The 12636-nt window shown below is 68.8% G+C and carries 14 protein-coding genes; 1 reads left to right on the forward strand and 13 read right to left on the reverse strand.

Annotated elements, in window-relative coordinates; genetic code table 11:
- Positions 1-55: 55 nt before the first annotated feature.
- The 7 genes from ACFVHY_RS00120 to ACFVHY_RS00150 all read right to left on the reverse strand — a co-directional run bounded on the left by ACFVHY_RS00120 (position 56) and on the right by ACFVHY_RS00150 (position 7060).
- A complete protein-coding gene (locus tag ACFVHY_RS00120; protein WP_390266809.1) occupies positions 56-1711 on the reverse strand; it encodes a cation acetate symporter in 1656 nt (551 codons plus the stop codon).
- Entirely contained in the window at positions 1708-2064 is a 357-nt protein-coding gene (locus ACFVHY_RS00125; RefSeq protein WP_058251329.1) for a DUF485 domain-containing protein, read from the reverse strand. The genes ACFVHY_RS00120 and ACFVHY_RS00125 overlap by 4 nt, the downstream gene beginning before the upstream one ends.
- 173 nt (positions 2065-2237) lie before the next feature.
- A complete protein-coding gene (locus tag ACFVHY_RS00130) occupies positions 2238-4001 on the reverse strand; it encodes a cation acetate symporter (protein ID WP_390266812.1) in 1764 nt (587 codons plus the stop codon).
- Positions 3998-4396 carry a hypothetical protein gene (locus tag ACFVHY_RS00135; protein ID WP_390266815.1) on the reverse strand — a complete coding sequence of 133 codons (399 nt, stop codon included), beginning with the start codon at positions 4394-4396 and terminating at the stop codon, positions 3998-4000. Before ACFVHY_RS00135 ends, ACFVHY_RS00130 begins: the two co-directional genes overlap by 4 nt.
- The gene (locus ACFVHY_RS00140; RefSeq protein ID WP_390266818.1) at positions 4389-5204 is read right to left on the reverse strand and encodes a LytR/AlgR family response regulator transcription factor; all 816 of its coding nucleotides are present in this window, start codon (positions 5202-5204) and stop codon (positions 4389-4391) included. The genes ACFVHY_RS00135 and ACFVHY_RS00140 overlap by 8 nt, the downstream gene beginning before the upstream one ends.
- A 79-nt stretch (positions 5205-5283) precedes the next feature.
- Positions 5284-6474 carry a sensor histidine kinase gene (locus tag ACFVHY_RS00145; RefSeq protein WP_390266821.1) on the reverse strand — a complete coding sequence of 397 codons (1191 nt, stop codon included), beginning with the start codon at positions 6472-6474 and terminating at the stop codon, positions 5284-5286.
- Entirely contained in the window at positions 6467-7060 is a 594-nt protein-coding gene (locus tag ACFVHY_RS00150; RefSeq protein ID WP_390266824.1) for a TetR/AcrR family transcriptional regulator, read from the reverse strand. The genes ACFVHY_RS00145 and ACFVHY_RS00150 overlap by 8 nt, the downstream gene beginning before the upstream one ends.
- Positions 7061-7141: 81 nt before the next feature.
- Between ACFVHY_RS00150 and ACFVHY_RS00155 the strand changes: the two genes are divergently transcribed.
- Positions 7142-8092 carry an SDR family NAD(P)-dependent oxidoreductase gene (locus ACFVHY_RS00155; RefSeq protein WP_390266827.1) on the forward strand — a complete coding sequence of 317 codons (951 nt, stop codon included), beginning with the start codon at positions 7142-7144 and terminating at the stop codon, positions 8090-8092.
- On the opposite strand, the gene ACFVHY_RS00160 is transcribed toward ACFVHY_RS00155, so the two are convergent.
- The 6 genes from ACFVHY_RS00160 to ACFVHY_RS00185 all read right to left on the reverse strand — a co-directional run bounded on the left by ACFVHY_RS00160 (position 8086) and on the right by ACFVHY_RS00185 (position 12288).
- Entirely contained in the window at positions 8086-9615 is a 1530-nt protein-coding gene (locus ACFVHY_RS00160) for a polyamine aminopropyltransferase (protein ID WP_390268744.1), read from the reverse strand. The two genes, ACFVHY_RS00155 and ACFVHY_RS00160, sit on opposite strands and share 7 nt — an antisense overlap.
- A 100-nt stretch (positions 9616-9715) precedes the next feature.
- On the reverse strand, positions 9716-10141 hold the full coding sequence (locus ACFVHY_RS00165; RefSeq protein ID WP_058251322.1) for a DUF350 domain-containing protein: 426 nt from the start codon (positions 10139-10141) through the stop codon (positions 9716-9718).
- A gap of 57 nt (positions 10142-10198) precedes the next feature.
- Complete coding sequence (locus tag ACFVHY_RS00170) at positions 10199-10732, reverse strand: DUF4247 domain-containing protein (protein ID WP_390266831.1); 534 nt, start codon at positions 10730-10732, stop codon at positions 10199-10201.
- A complete protein-coding gene (locus tag ACFVHY_RS00175) occupies positions 10729-11277 on the reverse strand; it encodes a DUF2617 family protein (RefSeq protein ID WP_390266834.1) in 549 nt (182 codons plus the stop codon). The genes ACFVHY_RS00170 and ACFVHY_RS00175 overlap by 4 nt, the downstream gene beginning before the upstream one ends.
- 62 nt (positions 11278-11339) lie before the next feature.
- On the reverse strand, positions 11340-11975 hold the full coding sequence (locus ACFVHY_RS00180; RefSeq protein ID WP_068970516.1) for a DUF4178 domain-containing protein: 636 nt from the start codon (positions 11973-11975) through the stop codon (positions 11340-11342).
- Positions 11976-12045: 70 nt separating this feature from the next.
- Entirely contained in the window at positions 12046-12288 is a 243-nt protein-coding gene (locus tag ACFVHY_RS00185; protein WP_390266837.1) for a hypothetical protein, read from the reverse strand.
- Between the last annotated feature and the right edge of the window lie 348 nt (positions 12289-12636).

Genomic DNA, 12636 nt, shown 5'->3' on the forward strand with positions numbered 1-12636 from the left:
ACGCACCACCGAAGATCGGTGGTGCGTCTGTCGTCGCGGGTCGAGCGCGAGTTGGCTAGTGCTGCACGGCCTTCTCGGCGCCGATGCCGGTGAGGGAGCGAACCTCCATCTCGGCGTTGCGTTCCGGGGTGCCGTTGTCCGACGGGCTCGTCAGCGTGCCGACGATGCCGAGGACGAAGGCCAGCGGGATCGAGATGATGCCCGGGTTGGCCAGCGGGAACCAGGCGAAGTCGGCGCCGGAGATCATGGCGGTCGACGAGCCGGAGACGGCGGGGGAGAAGACGATCAGCACGATCGTGGAGATCAGGCCGCCGTACATGCTCCACAGGGCGCCGCGGGTGTTGAACCGCTTCCAGTAGAGCGAGTAGACGATCGTCGGCAGGTTCGCCGCCGCGGCGATCGCGAAGGCCAGCGCCACCAGGAAGGCGATGTTCTGGCCGTTTGCGAGGATGCCGAGGACGATGCTGACGATGCCGAGCACCACGACGGTGTATCGCGAGACGCGGACCTGGTCGGCCTCACTCGCCTTGTTGCGCTTGATCACCGAGGCGTAGATGTCGTGGGCGAACGACGCCGACGCGGTGATGGCGAGGCCGGCGACCACGGCGAGGATCGTCGCGAAGGCGACCGCCGAGATGATGCCCAGCAGGACCACGCCACCGAGTTCGAACGCGAGCAGCGGTGCGGCCGAGTTCTGTCCGCCGGCGGCGTCGAGGATCTTGTCCGGTCCGACCAGGGCGGCCGCTCCGTACCCGAGGACCAGGGTGAACAGGTAGAAGGCGCCGATGAGGGCGATGGCCCAGACCACCGACTTGCGAGCCTCTTTCGCGGTCGGCACGGTGTAGAACCGCATCAGCACGTGCGGCAGGCCCGCGGTGCCGAGGACGAGCGCGATGGCGAGTGAGATGAAGTTGATCTGGCTCGTCAGGGACCCGCCGTACTGGGCGCCAGGGGCGAGAACGTCACGCGCGGCGACCTTTTCGCTGGTCGAGTCGGTCACCGCGTCCTGGGCCGCACCGAGGATCGACGACAGGTTCATGCCGAACTTGGCCAGCACGATGACGGTCATGATGCCGGCGCCCGCGATGAGCAGGACGGCCTTGATGATCTGCACCCAGGTGGTGCCCTTCATACCGCCGATGAGCACGTAGACGATCATCAGCGCACCGACGACGGCGATGACGATGGACTGGCCGAGGCGTCCCTCGATGTCGAGGAGCAGCGCGACCAGGCCGCCGGCGCCGGCCATCTGGGCGAGCAGGTAGAACAGCGACACCGCGAGGGTGGAGATCGCCGCGGCCAGGCGTACCGGGCGTTGCTTGAGACGGAAGCTGAGGACGTCGGCCATCGTGAATTTGCCGGTGTTGCGCAGTAATTCCGCTACCAGCAGCAGGGCGACGAGCCACGCGACGAGGAAGCCGATGGAGTAGAGGAAGCCGTCGTAGCCGTAGACCGCGATGGCGCCCGCTATACCGAGGAAGCTGGCCGCCGACAGGTAGTCGCCGGCGATGGCGACGCCGTTCTGCGGTCCGGAGAATCCGCGGCCGCCGGTGAAGAAGTCGGCAGCGGTGTTGTTGTTCTTGCTGGCCTTGATGACCACGAACATCGTGACCGCGACGAACGCGGCGAAGATGGCGATGTTGGCGGCCGGGCTGCCGACGGTCGCCGCGAGGACGGTCTCGTCGGTGGTGGGTACGGCAGTGGCGTTCACAGCGCGGGCCCGCCTTCCATCTCGTTGCGGATCGCCTCGGCCTTCGGGTCGAGATTGCGATTGGCGAAGCGTACGTACATGCCGGTGATGACGAAGGTGCTGACGAACTGCAACAGACCGAGGATCAGGCCGAGGTTGATGTTGCCCCAGACCTGGGTCGCCATGAAGTCATGGGCGAAGGCGCCGAGCAGCACGTAGAGGGCGTACCAGATCAGGAAGAACGCGGTCAGCGGGAAGACAAACTTCCGCAGCGTCCGCCGCAGTTCCTGGAACTCCGGACTGGCCTGCATCTCGATGAACTCTTCGCCGGTCGGCGCGTGTGGCGCCGGTGGTGGTTGGTCGACGGTCGACACGTTTCCTCCCAGGGTGACGTGGCCACATGTGTGATGGCTCTACGAAGGTCAGCCTGAATGAGGTGCAGATCACAGACAATCGGGTGGCCTGGGTCACACGCCGAAACCCGCCGTCCGTGCGCCGGACGGTCGGTGAGATCCGACGAACGGCGAACGGTCACCTGTCCGAACGGTCAGGTCGTTCGCTCGTCCGGGGCCCGTCCCGGGGTGCGATCGAGCCCCATCCCGACGCGTTCCGGGACGTGCATCCGGGCAAAGGTCCGTGCGAGGTCGACGGGTACCCGTCCCCGGGTTGCCTTGCTGACCAGCACCATCGTGCCGAACGCGAGCGGGACCGTCACGGCGGCCGGGTAGCCGATCACGACCGCAAGCCACCCGCCCAGCACGTCGTCGTCGACGACCCCCGCGATCGCCAGCATCGTCGCCGACCCCGACGACGCGCCGCCGACGACGAGTCCGGCGATGGCGCCGACGGCCGTGAGTCCGCGCCACCAGATCCCGAGGACCAGCAGCGGGCACAGCGTCGACGCGGCGACGGCGAACACCAACCCGACGGTCCGGGACAGTTCCAGGGACGCGGCGGCCAGCGACAAGCCGATCGGGATCAGTCCGCCGATGACCGCGGCCACCCGGAAGTCGCGCACGCGGCCGCGCAGCAGATCGGTGGCGAGCGCCCCGGCGACCGACACCAGCAGACCCGACGACGTGGCGAGGAAGGCGGCGATCGCCCCGGCGGCGACGAGCGCGGCCAGGATCTGACCGGCGATCCCGCCGACCGCCGCGCTCGGCAGCAACAGAACCGCGGCGTCGGCGGTGCCGGTGATCAGCAGTTCGGGGACATAGAGCCGTGCGAACACCCCCAGCAGGATGGGGAACAGGTAGAACAACGAGAGCAGTGCGATGACAGCCAACGCGGTTCGCCGCGCCGATCGCCCGTCGGGGTTGGTGTAGAACCGCACCAGCACATGGGGCAGGCCCATCACGCCGAGGAACATCGCGATGATGAGCGACAGCACCTGGTACAGCGGGTGACTGCCGCCGAAGCCCCCACCGGGGGCGATCCAGTCCGCGTTCTGTGCCGGCGCGCCCGCGACGACCGGGGTGGCCGCACCGGCGTCGAGGAAGATCGTCGAGCCCGCGGAGATGACGTGGGGTCCGGTGGTGTCCACCGGCGCGTCGTCGACCACGATCCCGTCCAGCGTCCCGGTGACCCGTACGCCGGTGGTCTCGGCGACGGTGACCGAGACGTCGGTGGTCACGTCGACCGTCGTCGCGGTGGTGATGCGCGGCGGCGCGGGTTCGCCGACGGGCGTGGGGTCCTGGGCGAAGACGCCGATCAGGACGAGCGCGGGGACGGCGATCGCGGTCAGCTTGAGCCAGTACTGGAAGGCCTGCACGAAGGTGATCGACCGCATGCCGCCGCCGACCACGTTCACGATCACGATCAGTCCGACGCCGACCACGCCGGCCCACACCGGTGCGCCGAGAAGGATGTTGAGGGTGAGTCCCGCGCCCTGGAACTGCGGGATGAGGTACAGCACGCAGACGACGACCACGACGAGCATCGCGGTCTTCCGTGCCGCCGGCGAGGCGAGGCGGAACTCGGCGAAGTCGGGCACCGTGTAGGCCCCGGAACGACGCAGGGGCGCGGCGACGAACAGCAGCAGGCCCAGGTAGCCGGCGGTGAACCCGACGGGGTACCAGAGTGCGTCCGCACCGTATTTCGCGATCAGCCCGGCCACGCCGAGAAACGATGCCGCCGACAGGTATTCACCGGACACCGCGGCGGCGTTCCAGCGTGAGCCGACGCTCCGCGACGCCACCAGGAAGTCCGACGTGGTCCGTGAGAAACGCCCGCCCCACGCGCCGACCGCGATCGTGGCGATGGCCGCGGCGAACAGGCCGATCGCGGTGAGGGCGTGGACGTCGGTCGTCACGGCGAACCCGGTTCGGGTGCGTCGGACAGATCGTCGTCCACGAGGCCCATGAAGTCGCGTTCGGCCTGCTCGGCGAGATGGACGTAGAGCCGTCCGGTCAGATACAGGAGTGGGAAGGCGAGTACTCCCAGCATCAGCCAGATGAGTCGAATTCCGAAGACGTCCGCGTCGGCGATCCCCGGAAACGCCCAGGCCGCGACGGGTATGGCGGCAGCAACGGCGAGCAGGGCTCCCCCGAGCCGAAGCCCGAGACCGAGTTGGGCGCGCATGAGGCCGCGGACGAGCGCATCACCGACCTCGGTCTGCTCCTGGACCTCGACGCGGGTGCGGACCATTCGCGCCCCGCGGCGGGAGGCGAGCACCACCCGTTCGCGCTGGGGCGGGTGCTCAGCCATCGTCTCGTGCAGTGGGGGAACGATACTGGCGCAGCGGGTCCCGGATGAGACGGTCCTTGAGTTCGCGGACCTGCCGGCGGCTCACGGGCAGCTCCACAGCCTCGGATGCGCCGTTCGCGCGGACGCACACCACCGTGCCGCCGCCGACCGTCCGCAATCCGGTGACCATCGGCAGCGCGACGAGGTAGGACCGGTGCACCCGCGCGAATCCGGTTTCCTGCCAGCGCGATTCGAGCGTCGACAACGGAATGCGGACGAGGTGTGCGCCCGAGTCGGCATGCAGTCGGGCGTAGTCGCCGACGGCCTCGACCCAGGAGATCGAATCGCGCCGGACGAGCGAGGTCACGCCGCTCATCTCCACCGGAATGACCTCGTCCGATGCGGCGCGGCGCTCCGGTCGAACGGTCGGTTGCGCGGGCTCGGGTGTGCGCTCCCGACTGTCGAGGCTTGCGCGGACCCGGTCGACCGCCTGGGTGAGGCGTTGTTCGCGTAGGGGTTTGAGCAGGTAGTCGACCGCTCCGACCTCGAAGGCGTCGACGGCACGGTCGTCGTGCGCGGTGACGAACACGATCGCCGGGGGCGAGGCGTATTTCGCGAGGACGCCGGCGAGTTCGAGTCCCGACAGGCCGGGCATGTTGATGTCCAGGAAGATCGCGTCGATGCGGTGCTCGTTGAGTTCGCGGAGGGCGCCGGTGGCGTCGGACGCGGAGCGGACCTCGGCGACGTCGTCCTGCCGGTTCAACAGGTAGCCGAGCTCGTCGAGCGCAGGTGGTTCGTCGTCGACCGCGAGTACCACCAGTGCGGTCATGGAACACCTCCCGCCTCGACGACAGCCCGCAGTTTACCGCCCTGGAGTTCGGTCACCGCCGGAACTCCGGCGTTGCGTTTCACGCCCGGATGCCTGCGCGGAACTTCGGGACACGCATCCCCACCTTGGTGCCGGCGCCGACCGCTGTCTCGACGACGAGTCCGTAGTCGTTGCCGAACGCGGCGCGGAGCCGGTGGTCGACGTTGGTCAGGCCCACGTGGGCACCCTCGCTGTGGTCGAGGGCGTCGAGAGCTCCGCTGCGTAGGAGTTCGGGTTCCATGCCCACGCCGTCGTCCTCGACCGTGATGACACAGTCGGTGCCCTCGTCGGCCGCGACGATGGTGATCGTGCCGCCACCCTTCGACGCGAGACCGTGCCGGACGGCGTTCTCGACGAGCGGCTGCAAGGCGAGGAACGGCACGACGACGTTCAGGACCTCCGGCGCGACATGCAGTTTGACGTCCAGGGCATTGCCGAAACGGGCGCGTTCGAGGGTGAGGTAGCGGTCGATGTTCCGTAACTCGTCGGCCAGCACGGTGTATTCGCCGGCGGCCCGGAAGGAGTATCGGGTGAAGTCGGCGAAGTCGAGGACGAGATCGCGCGCCCGGTCGGGGTCGGTCCGCACGAACGAGGCGATGGTGTTGAGTGCGTTGTAGATGAAGTGCGGACTGATCTGCGCACGCAGGGCGAGGACCTCGGCGCGGTTGAGCCGTGCGCGGGAGGCGTCGAGGTCGGCGAGTTCGATCTGGCTCGACGCGTACCGCGCGACCTCGGCGATGGCGCCGAGCATCCCGGGTCCGGGGCGTCGCGTGGTGGCGACCACGAGGACCCCGACCCCGACGTCGTCGGCGAGGAGCGGCTGGGCCACCAGCGCGCGCACGGGCGACTCGGCGCCGCTGGGGTCGGTGAGCAGCACGCGCCGGAGGTCGCCCAGCGCGGACGCCGCCGCACGGTCGGCGTGACCGAGCATCTCGTCGTCCCAGATGGCCTCGCCGTCCGGCTCGTGGGCGAGGCGGCTCGGTTCGCCGTCGAACAGTGCTACCGCTTCGGCGCCGGTCAGGGTGTGCAGGTGCGGCAGTGCTTCGCGAGCCGACTCCGCCGACAGTCCGGTGCGCAGTGAGCGGGCGGCGAGCGACGCGGTGTGCAGCGCCAGATGAACTGCCCGCTCGGCCGGGGTCCGCACGACGCGACGGGTGCGGATCAGCACCACTGCGCCTGAACATGCCAGCACCCCGAGGAGAACGAGGGCGACGGTCACGCCGCTAGACATCGATGCCCCGATCGGCGTCCGTGGTGTGCGGCAACGACGACACGGCGAGATCGATGAGGGTGTGCCGGTCGGCGTGCCACTTGTCGGGCGGCAGATGGCCGTGGGTGTCGAGGTCGGTGAGGCCGTGGGCCGCCGCGAAGAGCAGCGCTGCGTGGTGTCGCGCGGCATCGGCACCGACGATGCGACTCACGAGGGACACCAGGCCGTCCTGAGCGCGTGCCGCTGCGGGGATCGCCGGCGCGCCGGCCGGGGTCGCGAACATGAGCCGGTACAGGTGCGGCCGGTGCACGCCGAGGTCGGACAGCGCGTGCAGCGCCGATCGGACGGCATCCTCGGGCGACAGTTCCGGGTCGGCGGCGATGGCGTCGAGACCGTCCGCGACGACCGCCCACGCGTCGGTGGCGAGGGCCGCCAGCAACTCCTCTTTCCCGATGAAGTGGCGGTAGGCGGCCGAGCGGGAAACCCCGGCGCCACTGCCGACTTCGCGTAGGGTCACCGCCTCCGGACCGCCGTGGTCGAGAAGTGCCGACGCCGCGGCCAGCAGTGCCTGCCTGGTGTGTGCCGCGCTCTCCGCCCTCGTGGTCATCACCCGAGCTTACAGTTGACATCGTCAACCGAATGGCGTCTTCTGGTGTTGACAACGTCAACTCAAACGGCGGGAGCCGATATGACTCGACCACTCACCCCGAATCCGGACTGGACGCTGGTCATGACGGGAGCCACCCGCGGGCTCGGTCTGGTCGCCGCCCGGTCCATCGTGTCGATCGATCCGTCATGTCATCTCGTGGTCCTCGCCCGCGGCGGCGGACCCGCGGGGTTCGTCGACGGCTTCGGCGAGGGCGCCGGGCGCGTCGTCGCCGTCGACACCGATCTCGCCGACACCGCCGGGACGATGACAGCGGCGGCGGAGATCCGGCGGATGCTCGACGACGCGACGCTGCCGCCGCTGCGCGGGCTGGCAGGCAACGCGGGCATCCAGCACCTCGACGACGAGCACGTCACCGCCGACGGAGTGGAGGCGACCTTCGCGGTCAACGTACTCGCGAACCACCTGCTGATCGGTGAGCTCGTCGGACATCTGACCCGTGGCTCCCGGATCACCATCACGGTGAGCGACACGCACTTCGGCGATCTCCGGCACAATCTCGGGATGGTCCCCGCGCCGCGGTGGACGAGCCCGGCACGCCTGTCCCGACCGGGTGCGTTCGGCGGTTCGAGTCCGGCCGCCGGCCGCACCGCGTACTCGACGAGCAAACTGGCGGCCATCCATCTCGTCCACGAGTGGGCGCGCCGGCTCCCCGACGGCGTCGAGATCGTCTCGTACAACCCGGGTTACGTGCCCGGTACGGACCTGGCCCGGGCGGCGAGCGCACCGCAGCGGTTCGCGAACAGATGGGTCCTGCCGGGTCTGGCCCTGGTCGGCCCGTTCGATCGGGTACCGACGGCCGGTCGACGCCTCGCCGAGACTATTCTCGGTGTGCCGCAGGCGCGCACCGGTTCCTACATCGATCGCGGGCAGGTGTCGGAGTCATCCGCGGAGAGTCATGACCCCGATCGTGAGCGCGATCTGTGGGATCACCTGGAGTATCTGCGCGCGAAGGCGTTCCGGCGTCAGTAGGTCGCCCACTCACCCTGTGCGTACCGGAGAATCCGCGGGTCCATGAGGGTCGACGGCGGCAGATCCAGTCGCTGCCGATCCAGTGGGAAAACCGTGGCCGCCGCCAACTGTTCGGGGCTGAGGAACCGAAGGGGGCCGGGTGCGTCCACGGTCGGGGTCACCCTGCCCCCGGCGCCGGCCAGGTGGAATCCCCAGTCGCCGAAGGCCGGCACGTCGACGTGGTACGGGGTCGGGTCCAGTCCGGCCGCGCGCATGGTCGAGGCCACGCACCAGAACGACTTCGGCGCGAAATACGGGGAACCGGCCTGTACGACGGTCCGGCCCGTCTCGGCGAGATGAGCGCGGACCATCGCGTAGAACTCGGTGGAGTACAGCTTTGCGGTGGCCGAGTCGTCGGGGTCGGGCATGTCGACGATGATCACGTCGAACCGGCGGTCGGTGCCACGCAGCCAGGAGAAGGCGTCGGCGGCGATCACCTCGGCTCGGGGGTCGGTCATCGATCCCCGGTTCAACGTGGTGAGACGCTCGTCGGTCCGGGCGAGTCGGATCATCTCCGGGTCGAGTTCGACGAGTGTGACGTCGCGGGCGTCGGGGTAGGTGAGCACCTCGCGGAGCGCGAGTCCGTCACCGCCGCCGAGGATCAACACGGAGTCGTGGTTCCCGGACATCGCCGGATGCACCAGCGTCTCGTGGTAGCGATGTTCGTCGACCGAGGAGAACTGCAGGTCGCCGTTCAGGTACAGGCGGGTGTCGGCCGTTGCGCCGAAACGGTTCTCGGTGATGACGATGTCCTGGTACGCACTACGTTCGGCGGCGACGATGGGATCGCGGTACAGCGCTTGGCGCGCGGTGATCTCGAAGCGGCCGGACAGCATCAGGCCGGCGATCAGGACGGCGACGACGGCGACGGCCGACGCGGAGAGGGCAGCCATCTGGGTGCGCGACATCGACTTGCGGAAGATGACGAAGACGAGGAAGCAGCCGGCCGCGGCGTTGACGAGCCCGACCACCAGAGCGCCCCGCAGCTGGCCGAAGAACGGCAGCAACAGGAACGGGAAGCACAGGCCGCCGATGAGGGCGCCGATGTAATCGACCGCGAACATGTCGGCGACCGCCGAACCCGCCTCCTGGCGTCGAATCCGTTGCAGCAGAACCATCAGCAGCGGGATCTCGGCGCCGATCAGGATGCCGAGCACGAACGCCACCAGGACGAGGGCGGGCGTGTACAACTCCAGGTAGGCGAATGCCGCGTAGAGCGCCATCACCGACAGTCCGCCGATGAGGGCGAGCAGCAGTTCGATGACCGCGAAGGCCGTGACCGATTGTGGCTGGAGCGGTTTCGCGGCGAGTGACCCGATGCCCATCGCGAAGACCATGACCGCGAGGACGATCGACGCCTGCGTCGCGGTGTTGCCGATCAGGAACGAACCGAGCGAGACCAGCGCGAGCTCGTACACCAACCCGCAGGCGGCGCAGACGAAGACGACGGCCAGCAGTCCGGCGCGGGCGAATCGCGGTCGCATCGCCAGCGCGTCCGGAACGGGTTCGGTCGTCACCGGTTCGGCGTCGGCGGCAGCGGAGTCGTGACCGGTCACGGACAAACGGGGGAGTGCGGGAACCCGGTCACAGGATGGAGGCGGCCACGATGATCGACACCCCGATGTGTGCGACGCCCTGCACCCACACCGCCGGGTGGCTCTCCGGGTGGACGAGCAACTCGCCGAGATTGCCGGGGGTCAGCAAGTCGATGACGAGGAAGGTCACCGCCATCACGACCAGGCCGATCGCCGAGTACACCGCGGTGTAGGTGAGCCCCTCGAGCAGTCGTCCCTCGCTCGCGACGATGGCGGCGGTGACGATCACGGCGACGGCGAGCATGTTGGAACCCACCAGGATGCCGGCGTTGCGGTTGCGGTCCGTCCACAGCTGCGAACGGAGCTTCCCGGGCGTGAGCAGGTCGAGGATGCCGAACGAGATGATCATCAGGATCACGCCGACACCGGCGTAAGCGCCTGCAGCGTAGGCGTTCTCAGCGATATCAGCGAGCATGGTCTTCTCCGTTGGTTGGTCGGACGAATTCGATGGCACGTGCCGGACGGACGACGATCATTTACCGCCACCACCGCTCCCGCCGCCGCGGTTTCCGCTGCCGCTACCCGCGTAGCGGGGGGTCGGGACCCAGAAGGCGCCGACGTAGGGGTGGTAGTGGTGATACCCCGACCGGTAGTCCCGGCTGAGCATCACCCGGGTGGCGCCGGCCGCCAGCGGGAAGAGGCCCACGAGGTAGTCGGGATATTGGAGGAACTGCGTGCCGGCGATGTTGCCCGTGCCGGCGGCGCCGCTCCGCTGGTCGCTGGGACGTTCGGCGCCGCGGATCTCGGCCGCCACCTGCTCCGGTGTCCCGTCGGCGACATAGGCGTCGACGTCGCCTTCGTCGAGGGAGGTGTCGCGCTCGTAGTTCTGCGTGATGTAGTCGCGCGCCGACCCCCCGATGCCGCCGCCACGGGCAACTCGCGCGGTGCATGCACCGATCAGCGCGAAAATGGTGAGCACGACGATCACGCCGATGATGATGTTGCGGGTCTTGTTGAGACGGCGGCGTGGGTCCGGTGGGCCGCCGGGCGGTGGTTGACCGGTCATGGGCGGGCCACCGGGCCGCGGTCGATCCTGCTGGAGGTGATCACGACCTCGGCGGCCTTGGGGTAGGTGTGCCAGGTGTGCCAGCTGATGGAGTCATCGGTGGACTCCGACACGATCGCGGTGACGGCGTGCGGCTCCCCCGGGAAGCGACCCATCACGCACGGATGTCCGGTGGCCAACTGTTCGGTGACGCGAACGCTCAGCTGTTCGACGAGTGCGGCGAGCTGGTCGGAATTGACCTGTTCCACACGGGAACTGAAGTAATAGCCGCTCTCCTGGAAGCTCTCCGGCAGTGCCGAGGTCACCTCCGGCAGGCAGGCGACGGTCTCGCAGATCCGCTGCGCCCCGTCGTCGACGAGTACCTGATGGCTCGCGCCGAGCAGCCGCACCGACACCGTGATGCCGTCGATCTCGCGATCCTCTTGTGCCAGGGGCTCCTGCAAGGGTGCGCTCAGCGAGAACCCGAGCTGGCTCGCGCTGGTGTCGGCGTAGGCCACCGCGAGTTGCGCGGCGGGGTCGCCGGGATGTTCGGAATTCTCGGTCATGCGGTGTGGGGTCTCCGTGCTCAGGGCGTCTGGTGTGGGCGGGCCGGCGTCGAGGGTCGCCGTCAGGGTGTTTCCGGAGCCGGGTTGGTGGGGTAGATGCGGTAGTCCGCGCGGGACAACAGTTCGCCGCGGGCGCATTCCCAGCCGCTGCCGTAGTCCTCGAAGGACAGGCGGTCGTCGCCGGCCTGATAGTCGTGATAGGCCATCCGGCCCGAGGTCGCGACGCCGGTGGTCCCCGCGGAGGTGAAACGCGCCGAGCCCGCTTCCTCCGACTGGTATCGACGCCCCTCGAGCTCCACGGTGTCGGGGCCAGGGGTGACGGCGGCACCGGGTACCTCGTGCCACAGCACGACCTCGAGGTCGGGATCGTCCTCGACCGAGATCCAGGCCTTGGACCCGACACCGGTGTCGAGGAAGTTCTCGGTCCAGGTGTAGCCGTCCTGCGTCAGGCGCAGGGTGCCCCGGACCGCGTAGGTCTGACCGCGCAGTTCGACGAGGTCGCCGGGTTTGAGATCGCGGGGGTCGCCGTAGACGGAATCGTCGTCGGCCGACGAGAAGGGATCGCCGGGGCGATAGGTCCGCTCACGCAGGGCGTCCTGCTCGGCCTGCCGGGCCCGCCGATTGCCCAGGAAGTTGAAGATGACGACCACCGCGATGATCGCCAGCAGCGCCACGATGATGATCAGCAGGAATTCCACGGTTCAGACCCTAGTCGACCGGCAGCTTGCGGGACGTCGGTCGTCGGGGGTGCGAATGACCGTGACCGCCTCACCGCCCTCCGGCGTCGACGGCGCGCAGCTCCGCGATCACCGGGGCGAATACCTCGAGCGCGGGTTCGAGCACGGTGAGATAGCTGATCCCGGTCCGCTCCCGGAGGTCGACGAGGCGGGCGGCGATGTCGGAGACCGATCCGATGAGCACCGACGGCAGGTCCAGGAACTCCTGAGTGCTCATCGACAGTTCGTGCTTCGCGGTGAGCTCGTCGGCCACCGCCGTCGGATCATCGGTCACGGAGACGATCTGTAGCAGGAGATTCCACTCCACCTCGACGGCGCGGTCCCCGCTGCGTCGAACTCCTCCCGGCCGCGAGCATGTTGACCCCGAACCTGAACTCCCTGGAGGCGAGTGACACGTCCTCAACGTAGTCAGCGTCGCGGCGGCCGACAACGCAGCCGACGGGGACACCTGATCCAGCCTTGCACTCGCACTGGTCGAGTGCTAAAAACGAGGTTGGCACTCGCGAGCTGTGAGTGCCAGGTCGGGACGGTGAGGCCGGTACCGAATGACACACCGGTCGTCCGTCGCGGGCACCGAGTTCCGGCCATACGAACCTAGTGTCACCCCCTTCGGAGGATCACT

This window comes from Gordonia sp. NPDC127522, from assembly GCF_042672305.1.
Classification (GTDB): domain Bacteria; phylum Actinomycetota; class Actinomycetes; order Mycobacteriales; family Mycobacteriaceae; genus Gordonia; species Gordonia hongkongensis.